Origin of the sequence: Sorangium sp. So ce1014 (genome assembly GCF_051521505.1) — a bacterium.
Classification (GTDB): domain Bacteria; phylum Myxococcota_A; class Polyangia; order Polyangiales; family Polyangiaceae; genus Sorangium.
This window is the reverse complement of record NZ_CP150356.1, coordinates 5,292,019-5,308,963: the sequence shown is the minus strand read 5'-3', so window position 1 is coordinate 5,308,963 and position 16,945 is coordinate 5,292,019. Positions and strand designations below refer to the sequence as shown.

Below are 16,945 nucleotides of genomic sequence, written 5' to 3'. Positions count from 1 at the left end.
TGAACGATACGATGTCGGAAGGTGTCCATTGTATGCCCGCGGCGACCTCAGGTAGTTTGTTCCTCATGCGCATCTTCTCCTGCACGTTCGTGGCGCTGTTCCTGTTGACGGGCTGCGGCCCAGATCCGATCGTCTACGGTCCCTGTCAACCTCAGGAGTACGGCAATCCAGGGTGCCCGTGGCCCGAGGAAGGTGAGGGCGGTGCAGGCGGCGAGGGTGGGGCCGGCGGCGAAGGCGGGGCCGGCGGCGACGGCGGTGGGACCGGCGGCGGCGACGAGAGCGCCTGCGCCGGCAACTGCGTCTCACCGGCGCCGCTCGGCTGGTTCGGCCCGGCGCTCCTCTGGTACGGCCCGCCGGACCAGGCGCCGGACTGCCCCGCCGCCGCGCCGAACGTCGGCTACGAGGGCTTCGCCGATCTGGCGCCTGCGCCGCTCGCCTGCGCGGCCTGCCTGTGCGACCCGCCGGCGTCGGCCTCGTGCGAGCTCCCGCTGGGCTGGTCGGTGCACGCGACCACGTGTGCTGGGGACATCCCCGGCAGCGTCGAGACCGCCTTCTCGGCGCCCGACGGCTGGGACGGCGCCTGCACCGCCGCGAACGCGATCCCCGCGGACCAGGACTGCGGCGGGCAGCCGTGCGTGCAGTCGCTCTCGGTCGAGGCGCCGACCGTGCTGGTGACCGCCGCCTGCACGCCCCGGGTGGACGAGCCGCCGCCGCCGGCTCGCCTCGATCCGTGGCAGACCCGGGCGCTCGCCTGCCTGCCCGGCGCCTACACGGAGTGCCCGGACGACCGGAGCACCTGCATGCCATCGCCCGGGGAGCCCGGGGTCCCGCCGCCCGGCGGCTTCCTGACGTGCATCTTCCACGAGGGCGACGTCACGTGCGAGAGCCCTTATCTGGACAGGCACGTCTTCTTCGGCGGCGCCGACGACACCCGCGGCTGCTCCGAGTGCGGCTGCGGGGCGCCGGAGGGCGCGTCGTGCACGATCATGGCCTCGGTCTTCAGCGACGGCGCGTGCACGGAGACGCTCGTGTCAACCGTCGTGAGCTCGACGACGCCGTTCTGCGGGGTCACGCCGCCCGGCGTCGCCCTCGGCAGCAAGTCGGCGGAGGTCGTCGCCGTGGATCCGGGCGCCTGCGCCCCGAGCGGCGGCGAGCCGGTCGGCGAGATGCTGCCGGCCGAGCCATCGACGTTCTGCTGCCTGGCATAGGCTCGACCTGGCCGGCGCGGGGCGGCCCATTTCGTGGTTGGCGCCGGGCCGCCTCTCCGCGCCTGCGGTCGACCTGCTCCGCCGCGCGGAGACGCGCTCAACCCTGCTCACGGACTCGTGGCAAGCAAGGCCTCAACCCGACTCGCGATTTCTTCGAATCGTTCGTTGCGGAGGGCAGCGACCAGCGTGATGCCGAGAGGCCTCGGGTCGACCATCGGTCCAGCGAGCTCGTGCAACCAAACCGCCATGATTTCACACGGGTCACGCCCAATCGAAGCACTGGAGACGAGCGCGGAGATAGAATCCGCCGGCTCATCATGCCCACACGCGCGGAGCTCATCGACAAGCTCGCGCGCGAGCTGCGCGGGATCGACCAGCGGTCCAGCCATCTCGCGCGCCCAGAACATCATGATCGATGCCGCGAGGGGCTCGCGACCTTCGTCGCGAATCCTCGCCACTGCCGCGTAAGCCAGCACATCGGCCGGATGCGCATGGACAAGGGCGTCAATCATGGACAAGAGCGCGGCAATCTCGGGAGGCGGCTCTCGGCACGCGGCAAGGCTTCGGGGATCTTTGCCTTGGGGCTCTCTCTTGGGCGGCTCCTCCTTCCACGCTGGATGCTCAATCGCGTAGCACGTGGTGCTAATGGCCCGCGCAAGGTCCTTTGCTCCATCCGCACGGAGGCGCTGGGTGAGCGGGCCTTGAAAGTGGACCCACATGCGGCGCCCGAACTCATCCGCGCGCGCCGCGAGACCGCGGGCGCGGCACGCTTCAGCCAGCTTGCGATTCATTTCGATGAACGCGTGGGGTTCGTTCAGCCAGAGCACGGGATCGATTTCCGGCGACTCGCCGCTGAGCAACGAAATGAGCGCATCGGCGAGATCACCACGGCCCTCAATTCGCAGGCGACCAATAAGCGCTTGCGCGAAGAACACCGCGCGTGTCCACGGCCCTGCGGACTCTCGCTCCACACTCCTCACGATGAACGCCTGAAGGCTATCGTGACCGTCAAGCGCGACCCTCTTCGACAGGGCACCGATCAAGGTGCGCGCATCATGTCGGGTCGCGAGCTCGCCTCCCAGCCTCGCGACAGACGCGCGCTCGGATGATTCGACGATTCTATGCATCTGTACGATGCCTCAAATGAGATCCAAAAATTTCGTGTGCTCGGTGCATCCTACGGTCGGGCACCACCGGCTTCGATACGCGGCTCCGGTAGGGACATCAACGTGTCACTCAGGTGGCCAAGATCAGGGCATTGCTCAGGGCATAGGGTGCTCGAGCATGCACTGAGGCTCGTCGTGACACCGTTGACATTGCCGCATTGGGCTGGCAGGCTGCAGGCAGCGACGGTGTTTCCGCTTGCCAGGCAGTCGACCCAGCAAACGCAATTTGGATCGCCAGAGCACGCCTCATATTCGTCGCAGCATGACGTCTTTGCACATTTAGCGCATTCGCCGTCGTCTGGATTGGCATCGCAGAGCGGCAGCGCTGAAAAATTTGGTACCGACATTTGAGGATGCGAGTTATGCGTGTCCATGCACGTTATCAGTCGATATTTCGTCATTCCCGGCGTGACTCGAACTAGAGCGTCCGTCATGATAGCGGCCGTATTTGGGTCGGTAGCGCAAGCCCACTCGGTCTGCCTTTGATTCAGCGAGCAGTCGCACATCGATCTTTCCACTTCGTAGGTGCAAAGCCAGATCGTTTCTCCCCAGTTGTAGCAGGAGTGGACTTCCGGAGCAGTGCAGCTGGCGATTCCGGCTACAACAAGAATCGACATCGCAACATTTCGGATCGATACAGGTTGTGTCATGGCGCGCCTGAGGTTGGATGATTGTAGCGGACGCTGAGAATCCGCGGGACATTGATCGAGCCTATCCAGGACGTTGTGGCCGCACCGTGGCCGAGCCCTGCCTTCAACCGGCGACCATGGGTATCGAACCGCGATCTCCCCTTTGTTGTATCAGGCTTCGACCACGGGGCTTGATGTTCCCAGGGGTCAATGCCACCGGCAGCAGCCCGAGAGGAAGCAGTAGCAGCCGAGGGCGATCGGCGATGGCGCGCTTCACGGCGCACGTCCGCTCGGACAATCAAGCCGAATGCCGAATGGCACACACGAGCGCTGGATAGCCATGCGGCTCACCGCGGTCAAGATGAATTGCATGAGAAGATTGGAGCGAACAGGGTGAGGACACCGCGGACGTAAGGAGGCGCGAAGACCGGCGAACGCGATCCCCGCGGACCAGGACTGCGGCGGGCAGCCGTGCGTGCAGTCGCTCTCGGTCGAGGCGCCGACCGTGCTGGTGACCGCCGCCTGCACGCCCCGGGTGGACGAGCCGCCGCCGCCGGCTCGCCTCGATCCGTGGCAGACCCGGGCGCTCGCCTGCCTGCCCGGCGCCTACACGGAGTGCCCGGACGACAGGAGCACCTGCATGCCATCGCCCGGGGAGCCCGGGGTCCCGCCGCCCGGCGGCTTCCTGACGTGCATCTTCCACGAGGGCGACGTCACGTGCGAGAGCCCTTATCTGGACAGGCACATCTTCTTCGGCGGCGCCGACGACACCCGCGGCTGCTCCGAGTGCGGCTGCGGGGCGCCGGAGGGCGCGTCGTGCACGATCATGGCCTCGGTCTTCAGCGACGGCGCGTGCACGGAGACGCTCGTGTCAGCCGTCGTGAGCTCGACGACGCCGTTCTGCGGGGTCACGCCGCCCGGCGTCGCCCTCGGCAGCAAGTCGGCGGAGGTCGTCGCCGTGGATCCGGGCGGCTGCGCCCCGAGCGGCGGCGAGTCGATCGGCGAGATGCTGCCGGCCGAGCCGTCGACGTTCTGCTGCCTCGCGTAGCACGCGGCGGAGCTGCGCCGGTGGCCGCGGTCGTGCTAATGGCCCACATCTTCGCACTTTATCAACCGATAGCTTTCGATGTCCGGCCTCTCTCGAATCAGCGGTTCTGTCTTGTCAGCGGCTGACTCCGCATCGGTCGTACAACTCAACTCCCATACCTCCTGCAAGCAATCGCACGTCGAAACTTGCACTTCGTAGGTGCAGGCCCAGTGCGTGTACTCGTAGAGGCAGTGGTACGATCCCGTATCAACGCAGCCGGCGATCCCTGTTGCGAGGAGAGTCGACATCACAAATTTTCGGATCGATGCAGGTTGTATCATGGCGCGCCTGAGCTTGGACGATTGTAGCGGACGCTGAGAATACGCGGGACATCGATCGATGCCAACCACACACCACACGAAGGGGACACCCCGGACGTAAGGAGGCGCGAAGACCCGCGAAGGCACCTCCCGCGGGCCCGGGCTACGGCGGTCAGCCATGCGTGCAGTCGCTCTCGAGCCATGCGCCGGCCGCGCTGGCGACCGGCGCGCGCACGCCGATGGGGGGACGAGCCGGTCACATGAGCCCGGCTTGCTCGGGAGTGCAGCCCGGCGCGGTGGACGGTCGGCGAGCGGCCGCATGCGGTTTGCCGAGACCCACCGACGGCCGCTCGCCTGCTCGACCCGAGCTCGCGCTCCTGCGCACCGTCGCGGCACGCAGTTTGCGACGCATGCGGCGCAGGGGCGCGGCCGTCTCATCGCGGGATCGCTCGGCCCTGGAGCAAGGCGATGGACGGCGCAGCCAGGGACATCTTCGTCATCAGCGACCTGCACATCGGTGACGGCGGCGCGCGCGACAACTTCGACTCGGGCAAGAAGACGCCGCAGCTGCGCGCATTCCTCGACCACGTGGGCAGCGAGGGAGGCGAGCTCTTCGTCCTCGGCGACTTCTTCGAGCTCTGGCAGATGAACCTCAGCCTCCTGCTCGTGAAGCGGCGGGCGCTCCTCGATCAGCTCGCCGCGCTGAGGCTCGTCTACGTGCCCGGCAACCACGACATCGACCTCGCGCACTTCATCGACACGGACTTCCTCCATCACCCCTTCTTCGCCTGCATGCGCGCGCCCTTCGTCCGGGAGCTCGGGGGCAGACGGTTCCGCTTCTGCCACGGGCACGAGACCGATCCGTTCAACGCCGGGGACGACCCGGGCTTCGGCCGCATGCTCTCCATCTTCGCCGGCGTCTTCGAGGACCAGAACGGCTCTCCCCTCCTCACGAGCGGCGAGAGCGTCGAGGATGTCCTCGAGCAATTCGGCGACTCGATGCTGACGATCTGGAAGCGCTCCCTGGCGACGGTTCACCGTAGCCAGGGCGAAACGAAGGAGGTGCGCCCCACCTCGGAGCTGACGCCGGCGCAGAACCCGGACCGGCTCGGCGAGCACGTGGTCGGGGTCCGAGCAGAGCTCGACAAGGGCGAATACGACGTGACGGTGCTCGGACACACCCACAAGCCAGGTCGCATCGGCGACTGGTACTTCAACAGCGGCTCATGGACCGGCCCCCGCAACTCGTTCCTTCGCATCTCGCCGGACGGACACGTGCGCTATCTCGAGTGGAAGGACGGTCGCGCCATCGAGCGCGAGATGCCCGTCGTGCTCCCGGAGGCGGAGCCCGGCCGCGCGCCCGCGGCGCCGAAGAACCCGGTGACCGCGGCTTTCTCCGCGGCGAGGACGCTCTTCCCGAAGCCGACCCGGCCGGAGCGCTCCCGGTGGGTCCTCATCGCTCAAGGCGTCCTCGCGCTCTCCGTGGGCGCCGGCGTCCTGACGATCTCGGTCGGTCACGGCTCGTCCGCGGGGTGGCGCCTGCTCGTCTCGGCCTTCGCTGCGTACGCCCTCCTCGATGGCGCCCTGTCGCTCCTCGGCGCGTCGCGCGAGCCGACCGTCCGGCGTCTCCTCTCCCTCGTGCGCGGCGTGGCGAGCCTCCTGCTCGGCCTCGTGGTGCTCCGTCGCGGCCACATGGTCGAGGTCTTCGTGATCCTCGTCGGCATCTGGGCGTTCATCTCGGGCGCGCTGCGCGTCGCGGCGTCGGTCGTGCTCAAGGGAATGGTGGAGTCGAGGTGGCTCTTCGCCGTGGGCGCCGGCTCGATGCTCGCCAGCCTCGTCCTGCTCTCGCTGCCCGCGTCGGCCGTGCTGCTCAAGTTCGCCCTGGCCGGCTACCTTTGTTACTACGGCGGGGGGGAGCTCCTGGCCGGCATCTTCGGGCAACGGGTGCCGAGGACGGCGAGCTTCCGTCCCGCCGCATGAGGCCGCTCGCGGCCCTGGGACACGACCGCTGACCGGCGCAGAAACACGCCCTCGCCGTGCGCCGTTGATCTACGCTCCGCCCGCCCCGGCAGTCCGGCGGCCGAGCGGGCGGGGAGCTGCTCCCGCGGCGCGACAAGGGCGCCGGCCGCTCTCGCGACGCGCCCACGCGCTCTCGCGGGCCTCCCGGCTTCCCGTGCGCCTCGCAGGTCGAGGGCCACCTCGGAGATCCAGCCATGAAGATCCCCCTCCCGATGCCCCCATCCCGCGCCTCGCTCGCCGCCCTCGCCGCCCTCGCCGCGGGCGCCGCCTGCGTGCAGCCGCACGCCCCTCCGCCGGCAGAGCCGCATCAGGAAGCCCCGGCGCCCACCGCCGCCCAGGCCGCGCCCCCGGCGCCGCGCTTCGACAAGATCCCCCGGCTCGACTTCAACCGCATCGCCGTCGAGCTCGATCTGCCGCTCTTCTGGATCGCCGACCGGAACAGCTCGGGCGCGGTCGAGCCGGACGAGGTCTCCGGGCTCTGGCACCACACAGCGGCCCCCGCCTGGGTCGCCGCCGGGGCGTTCACCCCGGAGTTCACCTCGGCCTACGCGGCCATGACAAGGATCAAGGCCGAAGGCCACCCGCGCGCCGGGCTCGACGACGCCGAGAAGCGCCGCCGCGACGCCGTCCTCGCGGAGCTCGCGGCCGGCCGCCCTTCGCTCCTCCGGTCCGACTTCCGCGGCGCGTCCGCCGAGGACCGGGCCATCGTCGGCCACCTGCTCAAGGTGGCCGAGCTCATCGAGCAGCTCCACGCGAAGCAGCTCGGCTCCGCCGGCATGGCCGACAAGATCCCGCCCGACGATCCGGCGAGCCGGGCGCTCTTCTGGCGCAACCAGGGGCCCTGGTGCGAGCAGCCCAGGAGCCGCAACGAGCCGAGCTGCAGCGCGCTGCCCGACAAGCCGCCCCCCGTGACAGGCGTCTACCCAGCGCGCCTCCAGCAGGACAAGAAGCTCTGCGCCACGCTCGAGGCGCGGCGGGACCAGCAGGCGCTCCTTGCCCCCTTCACCGTGGTCGTCGAGCAGGGCGGCGCGCTCAAGGCCGTGCCGTACAGCGAGGCCTACAAGCCCGAGATGGAGGCGGTGAGCCGGGAGCTCAAGGCCGCGGCGGAGGCGATCCAGAGCCCCGGCGAGGCCGCCTTCAAGGCGTACCTGCTCGCGGCGTCGCAGGCGTTCCTCGACAACGGCTGGGAGCTCGCGGACGAGCCCTGGGCGAAGATGAACGCCGAGAACTCGGCGTGGTACCTGCGCGTGGGGCCGGACGAGACGTACTGGGAGCCGTGCAACCGCAAGGCGGGCTTCCACATGAGCTTCGCGCGCATCAACCAGGAGTCGCTCACCTGGCAGAAGAAGCTCGACCCGGTGAAGGCCGACATGGAGGCGGCCTTCGCGCAGCTCGCAGGCGCGCCGTACAAGGCGCGCAAGGTCGCGTTCCACCTGCCCGACTTCATCGACGTCCTGGTGAACGCCGGCGATTCGCGCGCCGCGACCGGCGGGACCGCGGGGCAGAGCCTGCCGAACTGGGGGCGGGTCGCCACCGAGGGCCGCGGCCGCACCGTGGCGATGGTGAACCTCCTGCACGACGACGACAGCCGCGCGGCGCTGCGGGAGGCGACCGCGTCGCTGTTCTGCAAGACCACGATGGAGAGCGTCTCGCTCGAGCGCCCCGTCGCGACGCTCGGCACGGTGCTGCACGAGGCGGCCCACAACCTGGGCCCGGCGCAGGGCTACAAGGTGAAGGGCAAGACCGACAGCGAGATCTACGGCGGGCCGCTCGCGTCGATGCTCGAGGAGCTCAAGGCCCAGACCGGCGCGCTCTTCTTCACCGGCTGGCTCGTGCAGCAGGGCGTCCTCGACCCGGCGCTCGCCCGCATGTCCGAGGCGAGGGACGTGATCTGGGCGCTCGGGCAGGTGGGGCAGGGCATGCACACGGCGGGCGGCGAGCCGCGGCCCTACGGTCAGCTCGCCGCGATCCAGCTCGGCAGCCTGCTCGACGCGGGCGCGCTCGGCTTCCACCGCGGCGAGGTGGCGGCGAACGGCACGGACAAGGGGTGCTTCGCGATCCAGGCCGACAAGCTGCCCGCCGCGGCCGAGGCGCTCGCGAGGACGGTGCTCGGCATCAAGGCGCGCGGCGACAAGGCCGGCGCGCTGCGCCTCCGCGACACCTACGTCGAGCAGGAAGGGGCCTGGAAGGGGCTCCGCGGGGTGATCGAGGAGCGCATGCAGCGCATGCCGCTCGGCAGCGTCGTCTACGCGATCGAGATGTAGCAGGTCGCCCCGTCCTCCGGGCTGACGTCCATGCCGGGCGGAGCGCTGCCCGGCATCGCCCTGCCCTTGACGATCGAGCGAAAGTCTACGGATACTCGCGCGACATGAGGAGCTCGTGACGCCCTACTACCGCCGCGACCAGGCCGACGGCATCACGCCGCCGAACCTCGCCGACGAGTCGACCTACGCCGAGCACATCGTCCATGCTCGCGGCAAGCGCACGCGGTTCACCTCCCTGAGCATCGACCCGGCCACCATCGTCGACTTCGGGCCTCAGCTCTGGCAGTTGATTCAACCCAAGATCTACGACGAAGGTCACGGCGTCGTCTCCCACGACGCCCTGGTCGGCACCCTGCGCGAGGAGCTCAGGTCCGCGCCCGATCCAGCTGCCCGCGAGCTCGCGGCCCGGGCGCTCCCGCGCGCGGTCAGGCGCCAAGAGGCGCTCGTCCACTGGAGCTTCGATGTCTCCCGGATCGCTCGCAAAGAGCTCTCGGAGTGGGCGCGTCCTCACGTGCGGCACTACTTTGTGAAGGCATGAGCACCGATCTGTTCTCGTGCCGCAACTGCATCCACAACCCGGCCCAGGGGCTCACGCTGGGGCCGGGCGCCGGCTTCTGCCTGACGTGGGGCTCGATCCTCGATCAGCCGGAACAGACGACGTGCAAATACCTGCATCGCAAGGATTTGCCGATGTTCCTCGCTCGCGATGGCATCCGGGAACACGAGGACGAGTTCTCTCAGGTAGCGTACATGGCTGACCTCGAGACCCATGCGCCCCTCGTCCCGCGCGCATACGACAGCGATGACGTGCCCGACGCGGAGCGGCTGGACAACGTGACCCGGGCCGTCGCCGCCTACCACGCGCTGGACAGCGCGCCGGACACCACCGCGCAGCGCCGCTCCTTGACGCTCGCGACGTTCGCGGGGGCCGCGGACGGCCGCAGGGCCATGACGTACGCGAGCCTGGTGCGCCGCGTGCTCCCCAGCGGAGCCCCGGCGCGCATGTGGACGCGACGCGTGCTGGACCTGCTGGACGAGATCGATACGGACGTCCTGTTTCGAGCCGCAGACCTCCTCGAGGCCGGCGGAGCGGCGGCCGCCAGGTGGGAGGTGGCGCATGCGCGCCTCTCGTGCATCCAGGAGTTCGGCTCGCACGCGGCGCGGGAGGAGCTGATGTATCCGATGATGGAGCTCGGAGCCCACGTCGCCGAGGAAGACTGGAACGGATTCCTCCTCGCGCTCGGGCGACTCAAGGGGAGCTTCCGGGACGTCGTCATCGCCCTGGACGCCGAGCAGCGACTCCTGAGGTGGCCCCGCCCATAGCCCGGTGGCGAAGGCCGTCGACAGCAACCCACGGCTCGCCCGGAGAGCCCCATGACCTCGGCGCAACCGCAACAGACGACCCCGCCCGCGGGCAGACCGGCGCGCGCGCGCGGGCGGGTCCGCGCCCTGGGCCTGCTCGCGCTCGTCGGCCTCCCCGCGCTCGGCCTCGGCGAGCTCGCGATGCACGTCCACTTCAGCGAGAGGGCTCCGGCGTTCGACGCATGGCGCGAGGTGACGGCGCCCCTCGCGGCGATGAAGCAGCCCGGGGATCTCGTGGTCGTGGCGCCCGCGTGGGCAGATCCGGCGGCGCGCCGCGCGCTCGGGGACGAGCTGATGCCGCTGCGCGACGCGGCCCGGCCCGACGAGAGCCGCTACGCGGCCGCCGTCGAGATCAGCGTCCTCGGGCACCGCGCCGAGGAGCTCGCGGGCTTCCGCGAGGAGGCGCGGCAGGAGCACGGTCGCTTCGTGCTCCGGCGCCTCGTGAACCCGTCGCCCGCGCGCGTCGTGTACGACTTCGTCGATCACGTGGCGCCGGCGTCGGCCGACGTGCGCGTGACGGATCCGCCGGCCGCGTGCCGCTGGAACCCGCGCGCGCGGATCGCCGCCGGGGGCCTCGGCGGCCACCCGACGTTCCCCGCCGAGCGCTTCGAGTGCCCCGGCGGGCCGTTCTTCAACGTGGGGGTCACCGTGATCGCGGACGAGGAGTTCCGCCCTCGCCGGTGCATCTGGTCGCACCCGCCGAGGGACGGCGAGATCGTCACGCGCTTCCGCGACGTCCCGCTCGGCTCGGTGATCCGGGGGCACGCGGGCATGTACTGGATCATCGAGCGCGAGCGGCGCGGCGCGCCGGTCACGCTGTCGGTGCGCGTGAACGGCGAGACCGTGGGCGAGGCGACGCACGCCGACGGCGACGGGTGGGCGGCGTTCGAGTTCCCGCTCGCCGCCCACGCGGGCGCGGCCAGCGCCGAGGTGGAGCTCGCCGTGCGGTCCGCGGACTACACGCACCGCCACTACTGCTTCGAGGCAGACACCCGATGAAGCGAACGGCGCCCCTCGCGCCCGCCGACGGCCTGATCGCGCTCGCGTTCGCGGCGGCGTACGTCGCCCTCCTGCTCGCGACCGCGGGCGATCTCGGCTACGCGCGCGACGAGGGGTTCTATTTCCACGCCGCGAGCCGCTACGGCGCGTGGTTCCAGGCGCTGCTCGAGGCGCCGGGCGCCGCGCTCGAACCGGCGATCGTCGACGCCGCGTGGTCGGTGAACCACGAGCACCCCGGCCTCATCAAGTCGCTCTTCGCGCTGTCGAACCTGCTCCTGCAGAAGCGGCTCGGGCTCTTCGACATGGAGGGCACGAGCTACCGCTTCCCCGCGATGGTCCTCTCGGGCGCAGGGGTCGCGCTCGTGTACCTCTGGGGCACGCAGGCGCGCGATCGGCTCGCCGGCGCGTCCGCGGCCGCGCTCTTCGCGATGCTGCCGCGGTACTTCTACCACGCGCACCTCGCGTGCTTCGACGCGCCGATCGTGACCGTCTGGGCCCTGTGCGCCTACGCGTACTGGCGCTCGCTGCGGGAAGGCGGCGCGCTGTGGCCCGTGCTCACCGGCATCACCTTCGGCCTCGCGCTCGACACGAAGCACAACTCGTGGTTTTTGCCGATCGTCTGCGTCGCGCACGCCGTCGCCCTGGAGCTCAGGGAGCGGATCGTCGCGCACCCGCCGGCGGTGGAGGCCGCGCCGTCATCGGAGGCCGCGCCGGCGGACGCCCCGGTCGCGGCGCCGGAGCCGCCGCGAGGGGCCCGGCGATCTGTCGCCGCGCTCGCCGCGATGGCGACGATCGGCCCCCTCGTCTTCTACGCGCTCTGGCCGTGGATCTGGCGCGAACCGCTCCCGCGCCTGCGCGAGTACGCGTCGTTCCACCTGAACCACGAGTACTACAACATGGAGTTCCTCGGCCGGAACTACTGGACGCCGCCGATGCCGAGGGCCTACGCGCCCGTGATGACGGCGGCGACGGTGCCCGTCGTGACGCTCTGCCTCTTCGTCGCGGGGCTCTGCGCGGCCGCGCGCGAGCGCCTGCTCTACCCGCTCGCGCGCGCGGCGGCGCGGCTCGCCCCGGCCAGCGAGAGGCCCGCGCTCGCCGCGGCGCGCGCGCTCGCCGCGCGGCTCCGGCCGCCGCCGCACGACCCCGGCGGCACGGCGCTCCTCTGGTTCCTCGCCATCGCCGCCGTCTACGGCGCGTGGCTCTCCCCGAGCACGCCGATCTTCGGCGGCACGAAGCACTGGATGACGGCCTACCCGTTCATCGCCCTGTTCGCCGGGGCCGCGTTCTCCGCCGCGGTGAGGCGCGCGCGCGCCGGGCTCCGCGCGCTGCTCCTCGCCCGGCGCGGCGCCGGCGCGCCGTCCGGCGTCGCCGCGCGCGGGGCGCAGGGGGCCGCGCTCGCGCGTGCGGCGCGCGGCCCGCTCGTCCCGGCGCTGCTCGGGGCGGCGGTGGTCGCGGCGCCCATCGCCGAGACGCTGCACGCGCATCCGTGGGCGCTCTCGAGCTACACGCCGCTCGTCGGCGGCGCGCCCGGCGGGGCGAGCCTCGGGCTGAACCGCTCCTTCTGGGGCTACACGACGGGCGCGGTCGTGGACTACCTCAACGAGCACGTCCCGCCCCGGGGGACGGTGTACATCCACGACACCGCCGGCCAGGCGTGGGACATGCTGCTGCGCGACGGGCGGCTGCGAAAGGACATCCGCGGCGTGGGGGCGGTCGCGGGCGCGGACTTCGCCCTCTACCACCACGAGAAGCACATGCTCGGGCAGGCGTACCAGGCGTGGGTCGCGTTCGGGACCACGAGCCCGGAGCACATCGCCGGGCTCGATGGCGTGCCGGTGATCCTTGTCTACCGGAACAGCCGGACCCGCTGAGCGCGATCAGCGCTTCTTCGCCGCGGTCTTCTTCGCCGCAGCCTTCGCCGGCTTCTTCGTGGAAGCGGGCGCGGCCTTCTTCGCCGGAGCCTTCGCCGCCTTCTTCGCGGCGCTCGCGGCGGCCTTCCCCGTCGCGGCCCTCTCCGCGGAGGCGGGCGCCTTCTTCGTCGCGGCGACCGCCTTCTTGGCCGGCTCCTTCTTCGCGCCCCGGACCGCCGCGGCCTTGGGCTTGCTCGACGCGGGCCGCTCCACCTCGGGCTCGGCCGGCTTGCGAGGCTTCTCGCGCGCGGCGAGCCGCTTCGAGGGCGCCTCGTCCTCGTCCGCCTCGCCCTCGATCTCCTCGTCCTCGAGGTCGTCGCCGTCGTCCGCCTCGTCGTCGAGATCCTCGTCCGCCTCGCCCTCGTCCTCGAGGCCCTCGTCCTCGTCTTCGAGGTCCCCGTCCTCGTCCTCGAGGCCCTCGTCCTCGTCGTCGAGATCCTCGTCCTCGAGGTCGTCGTCGTCCGTGCCCACCGGCTGCGGCGTCGGCTCGCGGCGCCGCGAGGCGGGGGCATCGCCGCGCAGCGGAGCGACGGCCGGGGGGCTCGTCCCGTCGAGCTCGCCGAGCGGCTCGCCGAGCAGCGCCCCGATCTCGTGCGTGAGCTCCGTCATGTGGCTGTCGACCTCGAGCGCGTCCTGCTCGGACAGCGGGGTCAGCTTGAGCCTGAGGATGCGGTCGCCCGCGAGCTCCCACGACGCGGCGCAGCCGCCCTCGCGCAGCATCCTCGAGGCGATGGCGTCGATCCGCTGGCGCAGGCCGCCGCGCGCTCCGGGGTCGATCCTGCGCTGCAGCTCGAAGCGGCGCTCCATCATCGGGAGCGTCACCACCCTCGCCTCGACGAGATCGGAGAGCTCGTCGGCCACGGCCTCCTCGATCTCGAGCCGGGCGTCGGGGTCGCTGCTCTCGAGCGAGAACGTCGCCTCGCGGAGCTCGGCGTCGTAGGCCGTCAGCTTGCCGCCGGCGCTCTCGGCCGCGCGCGCGAGCGACTCGCGCAAGACCTCCACCGGCGCGCGCTTGCCGACGGTCGAGGCGACATACCCGAGCGTGTCCAGCCGCACCTGCACCGGGCCGTCGTCCTCGAGGCCGAGCTCGGGCCTCGGCCCGAGCAGCGCGTCGCGCATCACACGGAAGACGTCGCGCTTGATCACGTTGTCCTCGGTGAAGATGTCCTCGACGTGCTCGGACTCCATCAGCGTGCCCGTGAGGCTCGCGACGAGCTCCTCGACCTGGTCGTCGAGCTCGTCGGTGCCGAACGTGGTCGTGATCTCTCCGTCGACGAGGGCGTAGGGCTCGAGCCGGGGCGCGATGGTCGCGATGTCCGCGGACATCTTGTCCTCGAGCTCGCGCGCGAGCGCGGTCGCGCCGCCCCTGGCCACCAGGATGTGTCCGTGAGCCTTCAGTGCATCGACGATGCTCGTGGAAAGTCGGCGGGAGAGATTGCGCTCGTTCACGAGGCGCGCAGCTTACACGTTTTGCGCGACCTGGCGATACGGAGAGCGCGGATCGGCCGTGCTCAGGGGTCGTTCTCGATCAGCTTGATCAGCACGCCGCCGATCCGCTCCGGGATGGCCGCGCGCGCTGCCGCCGCCCCTCCCGACCGGACGCTGACGCGGACGATGAAGCCGACCCCGTCCTCTCGCTCGACCCCGACGCCAACACACCACGGCTCGCCGGCGATCTTGGCCTTGAGCTCGTCCTTGGCCCGCCGGGCCGATCCCACGTCGCTCATCTCGTTCACCTCTCCATCGGTTGGAGCGCGCCGCGACAGCCGCTCGCGCTCACTCGCTGTATCCGACCGCCAAGACCTGCCACGTCGCGGGCGCGTCGGCGACATCCACGATGCTCGCCGCGAAGTCGCCGCTCGCCGACGGGGCGAGATCGCCGCCCGCCACGGCGATCTGACCCACGCTGACGATCTTGCCGTCGGCGCCGTAAAGCGAGACGATCGCGAGCACGGACCGGGCCGTGAAGGGGGACTCGTTCGTGATCCTGCCGGCCACCTGGTACGGGCTCTGCCCGCGCGTCGGCGTGAACTTCGTGTCGGCGATGCTGAGCTTGGCCAGCTTCCCCCGGAACGAAGGGGCCGCGGGGGCGATCTCGGCCTTGAACGCGGCGAGCCCGGGGGGACGCTGCGACGCGAACGCGCACGGGACCTTCTCGCCCGGCGGCAAGAGGCGCACCTGGGTCGCGCAGTCGCCGCTCAGGAGGGCGACGTTGCCGGCGTCGTAGAGCGTCACCTTCGCGCTCGGGGAGCCGATGGCGACCGTCCCGGTGTTGTGGATCTCGCCGACGAAATGCTGGAGCTTCCCGGCGCGCGCGGCGAAGGTCCGGAGATCGCGGATCTCGGCGCGGTGCACGCCTTGCTCCGCGGCCGCGTCGACGGGGCGGTCGGCGGCCGGGGCCGTGGGCAGCGGCTCAGGCAGCCTGGCGATCTCGCGGGCGGTGACGCCCGTGGAGAAATAGATGACCACCGCGCCGGCGAGGATGCAGAGCAGGAAGACAGCTCCGCAGCCGATGCCGAGGATCAGCCCGAGGTGCGACCGCCTCGGCGGAGGCCTGAGCGGCGCGCCGCCGAAGCCCCCCGGAGAGGGGCCGAACGCCTGCGGAGGCGGACCACCGTAGCCGCCCGGAGGACCACCGTGGCCGCCGGGAGGGCCGTAGCCGCCGGGAGGCCCGTAGCCGCCGGGAGGCCCGTAGCCGCCGGGAGGCCCGTAGCCGCCGGGAGGAGGGCCGTGGCCGCCCGGTGGGCCTCCACCCGGCGGATAGCCGCCAGGGGGGTGGTTTGCCGCGCCGAGCGGTGCGCCCTGCTGGTCCATGAGGCCCGCAGTATGCCGGAAAAGAGGGCCTCCAGGTCCAACCCGCGGCGCGGGGCTCAGAGATGCCGGCGCGCGATCTCGGCCCACGTGCCGGTCGGCTCGATCTCCAGGTACCTCCGCCAGCACGGGCGCGCCTTCGTCGGATCGCCGATCTGCTCGTACGCCATCGCGAGGTTGTAATAGGCGTCCGCGAAGCGCGGATCGCTCTCGATCGCGCCGCGGAAGTAGCGGATGGCCTCGGGCGCACGGCCGCGCTCCAGCATCACGTAGCCGAGGTTGTACTGCGCCTCCGGCTGGGCCGCGTCGAGCTCGAGCGCCTTCATGTAGAGCGCCTCGGCCTGCTCCTCGGCGTTGCGCCGGAAGCAGATGTTGCCGAGGTTCGTGTACGCGATGGCCAGCCAGGGGTCGATCTCGAGCGCGCGGCGGTAGAGCGCCTCGGCCTCGTTCATCGTCGCCGGATCCTCGTCGAGCTGGCTGGCCTGCATGTAGAGCTCGTAGGCCGTGCGCGCGCGATCCCTGCCGACCTTCGGGCGGAGCACGCGCACGACGTCGTCGCGCAGCTCCTTCACCTCGAAGTCGAGCACCATCTGCCCCGTGAGCGGCTCGAACGCGCCCGAGGCGCCCCGGACCACGACCGCCTTGCCGTCGAAGGCGACGCGGAGCTCGGCGAGGGGGCGCGTCACCTTGGGGAGCGCGGCGCGGATGTTGTCGATCGCCCGCGCGACGTCGCGCAGGCGCACCTTGCGGGCGATGAGATCGCGCGCGGCGCGCAGGGCGATCAGATCCGAGAAGGTGTACGCGCGCCGTCCCTGCCGGCGGCCGCTCGGCGACGCGATGCCGGCGCGATCGAGCGAGCGCAGTCGCCCGGGCGAGATGCCGAGCAGCCGCCCGACCTCCGTGCCGGTGAACATATCGGTGACCGGCTCGCGCGCGCCCGGCGCAGGCTGCGGCGCCTCCGGCTCGCCGGTCCGCGGGGCGGGCGGGGGCTCCGACACCCGGCCCCCGCCGGGGCCGAACACGACGTGGATCACCTTGTCGGAATCGCCGGAGGCGGAACGGTCCTTCTTGCTCATCGCAGCGTCGCGGGCTCCGCGCCGAGGATCGGCAGAGGCTGAGCGCGCCGCGGGGAGCGTACCCCGCCTCGCGCCGGAGTGCTCCCGTTCTCCACGTGGACACGCGCGTCAATAGGGCACGCAGTGGAGATCGCGAGCGCGAGCGCTCGCCGCG

General features: G+C 71.2%; 13 protein-coding genes. 9 read left to right on the top strand and 4 right to left on the bottom strand.

The window, feature by feature from the left end; translation table 11 throughout:
- Positions 1–65 precede the first annotated feature (65 nt).
- From WME75_RS20235 to WME75_RS20195, 9 genes are all read left to right on the top strand, one after another.
- Positions 66–1,208, top strand: coding sequence for a hypothetical protein (locus tag WME75_RS20235; RefSeq protein WP_437493238.1), 1,143 nt, complete (start codon positions 66–68; stop codon positions 1,206–1,208).
- 317 nt (positions 1,209–1,525) lie between these two features.
- A complete protein-coding gene (locus WME75_RS20230) occupies positions 1,526–2,317 on the top strand; it encodes a hypothetical protein (RefSeq protein ID WP_437493236.1) in 792 nt (263 codons plus the stop codon).
- Between the two features lie 1,161 nt (positions 2,318–3,478).
- Complete coding sequence (locus tag WME75_RS20225; RefSeq protein ID WP_437493234.1) at positions 3,479–4,051, top strand: hypothetical protein; 573 nt, start codon at positions 3,479–3,481, stop codon at positions 4,049–4,051.
- A gap of 767 nt (positions 4,052–4,818) precedes the next feature.
- Positions 4,819–6,330, top strand: coding sequence for a metallophosphoesterase (locus WME75_RS20220; protein WP_437493232.1), 1,512 nt, complete (start codon positions 4,819–4,821; stop codon positions 6,328–6,330).
- A gap of 233 nt (positions 6,331–6,563) precedes the next feature.
- A complete protein-coding gene (locus WME75_RS20215) occupies positions 6,564–8,633 on the top strand; it encodes a hypothetical protein (RefSeq protein ID WP_437493230.1) in 2,070 nt (689 codons plus the stop codon).
- Between the two features lie 115 nt (positions 8,634–8,748).
- Entirely contained in the window at positions 8,749–9,171 is a 423-nt protein-coding gene (locus tag WME75_RS20210; RefSeq protein WP_437493229.1) for a hypothetical protein, read from the top strand.
- On the top strand, positions 9,168–9,956 hold the full coding sequence (locus WME75_RS20205) for a hypothetical protein (protein WP_437493227.1): 789 nt from the start codon (positions 9,168–9,170) through the stop codon (positions 9,954–9,956). The genes WME75_RS20210 and WME75_RS20205 overlap by 4 nt, the downstream gene beginning before the upstream one ends.
- Before the next feature lie 51 nt (positions 9,957–10,007).
- Positions 10,008–10,994: a hypothetical protein gene (locus tag WME75_RS20200; protein ID WP_437493225.1), complete on the top strand. Its 987-nt coding sequence runs from the start codon at positions 10,008–10,010 to the stop codon at positions 10,992–10,994.
- A complete protein-coding gene (locus tag WME75_RS20195) occupies positions 10,991–12,865 on the top strand; it encodes an ArnT family glycosyltransferase (RefSeq protein ID WP_437493223.1) in 1,875 nt (624 codons plus the stop codon). The genes WME75_RS20200 and WME75_RS20195 overlap by 4 nt, the downstream gene beginning before the upstream one ends.
- A gap of 6 nt (positions 12,866–12,871) precedes the next feature.
- Here the strand turns inward: WME75_RS20195 and WME75_RS20190 are convergent, their stop codons facing one another.
- From WME75_RS20190 to WME75_RS20175, 4 genes are all read right to left on the bottom strand, one after another.
- The gene (locus tag WME75_RS20190; protein WP_437493221.1) at positions 12,872–14,353 is read right to left on the bottom strand and encodes a hypothetical protein; all 1,482 of its coding nucleotides are present in this window, start codon (positions 14,351–14,353) and stop codon (positions 12,872–12,874) included.
- 62 nt (positions 14,354–14,415) lie between these two features.
- Positions 14,416–14,631 carry a hypothetical protein gene (locus tag WME75_RS20185; RefSeq protein WP_437493219.1) on the bottom strand — a complete coding sequence of 72 codons (216 nt, stop codon included), beginning with the start codon at positions 14,629–14,631 and terminating at the stop codon, positions 14,416–14,418.
- A gap of 49 nt (positions 14,632–14,680) precedes the next feature.
- Positions 14,681–15,718 carry a hypothetical protein gene (locus WME75_RS20180; RefSeq protein WP_437493217.1) on the bottom strand — a complete coding sequence of 346 codons (1,038 nt, stop codon included), beginning with the start codon at positions 15,716–15,718 and terminating at the stop codon, positions 14,681–14,683.
- A 56-nt stretch (positions 15,719–15,774) separates the two neighbouring features.
- Positions 15,775–16,791: a tetratricopeptide repeat protein gene (locus WME75_RS20175; RefSeq protein WP_437493215.1), complete on the bottom strand. Its 1,017-nt coding sequence runs from the start codon at positions 16,789–16,791 to the stop codon at positions 15,775–15,777.
- Positions 16,792–16,945 lie beyond the last annotated feature (154 nt).